Source organism: Endozoicomonas sp. ONNA2, from assembly GCF_024606365.1.
In the GTDB taxonomy this organism is placed as follows: domain Bacteria; phylum Pseudomonadota; class Gammaproteobacteria; order Pseudomonadales; family Endozoicomonadaceae; genus Endozoicomonas.
This window is the reverse complement of sequence record NZ_JAHHPO010000550.1, coordinates 1-1,152: the sequence shown is the minus strand read 5'-3', so window position 1 is coordinate 1,152 and position 1,152 is coordinate 1. Positions and strand designations below refer to the sequence as shown.

Annotated in this window: 1 protein-coding gene and 1 pseudogene; both read left to right on the top strand. The window is 49.1% G+C overall.

Going from position 1 to position 1,152, the window contains the following annotated elements; translation table 11 throughout:
* Window positions 1–243, top strand: a pseudogene (locus tag KDK14_RS09640) (FAD-dependent oxidoreductase); the annotation flags it as partial.
* On the top strand, window positions 240–1,073 hold the full coding sequence (locus KDK14_RS09635; RefSeq protein ID WP_257264885.1) for an aldo/keto reductase: 834 nt from the start codon (window positions 240–242) through the stop codon (window positions 1,071–1,073). The pseudogene KDK14_RS09640 and the gene KDK14_RS09635, both read left to right, overlap by 4 nt.
* Window positions 1,074–1,152 lie beyond the last annotated feature (79 nt).

Below are 1,152 nucleotides of genomic sequence, written 5' to 3'. Positions count from 1 at the left end.
AAACAGAGCCGCCTGCTTCGTCCGGATGCGGCATTCTGTCAGCCGGTGGCCAATGGTATTGTCACCTGGCCGACTAAACTGGCACTGGCTCCCAACCTTTCTGATGAAGTAGTGCGTTTGCTGCAGGAGGATAATATTGGTCCAGCGTCTGATAACAGTTTCACCGTGCCTGAAGGATTTTCACGGCCGGAAATCTGTCCAAACTTCTGGCAAGGGCATTTTGCACAAAGGAAAACATCATGAGCCAGTGTCTTGAAAAAAAGCAGATAGCCGGAACTGATCTTGAAGTATCGCCACTGGGCTTCGGCACTGTTAAGTTCGGTCGGAATCAGGGCGTAAAGTATCCGAAACATTTTACCATTCCTGATGACCGTGAAATGTCAGATCTGCTTACCCTTGCTCATACGCTGGGCATGAACCTGCTGGATACGGCTCCGGCCTATGGCACCAGCGAGGAACGTCTTGGTCAGTTGTTTGCCAGACATAAAGGGCTGCGTGAGCAATGGGTCATATGCAGCAAGGTTGGCGAAGAGTTTGTCACTGGTGAAAATGGTCAGGCAGCGTCGTATTTTGATTTTTCCGAGCAGCATATCCGCTTCAGTGTTGAGCGAAGCCTGAAGCGCCTGAATACCAATGTGATTGAATTAATGCTGGTTCATTCCAATGGTAATGATATCAATATCATTGAGCAGACCGGCTGTCTGGAAGTGTTGGCTGATCTGAAAAAAGAAGGAAAAATCCTCGCTTCGGGTATGTCTACCAAAACGGTTGAAGGTGGTATTCTGGCGCTGCAACATTCCGATGTTGCCATGGTGACCTATAACCTGGGCGAACAGGGTGAAAAGCCGGTATTGGATTATGCGTTGGAACATGGCAAAGGCATCTTTATCAAGAAGGCCTTTGCCAGTGGTCATGCCTGTCTGTCTGGCGATCTTGCCAAAGAGAATCCTGTTCTGGAAAGTATGAAACTGGTTTTTTCACACCCGGCGGTTTCCTCAGCTATTGTTGGCACCATCAATCCTGCTCATATGCAACAGAATGTAAAGGCGTGTCTGAAAGCCTGTCGGATTTAAGGTGCTTCGGCAGATTTTAATTGTCTCCAGGAGGCTGTCCGAGAATAGCGCCCGACTGGGCGTCCCCGTAGCGAGGATT

What these genes read in the sequence shown, in the direction of transcription:
- KDK14_RS09635 (WP_257264885.1), top strand. Translation starts at nt 240, where the DNA reads ATGAGCCAGTGTCTTGAAAAAAAGCAGATAGCCGGAACTGATCTTGAA.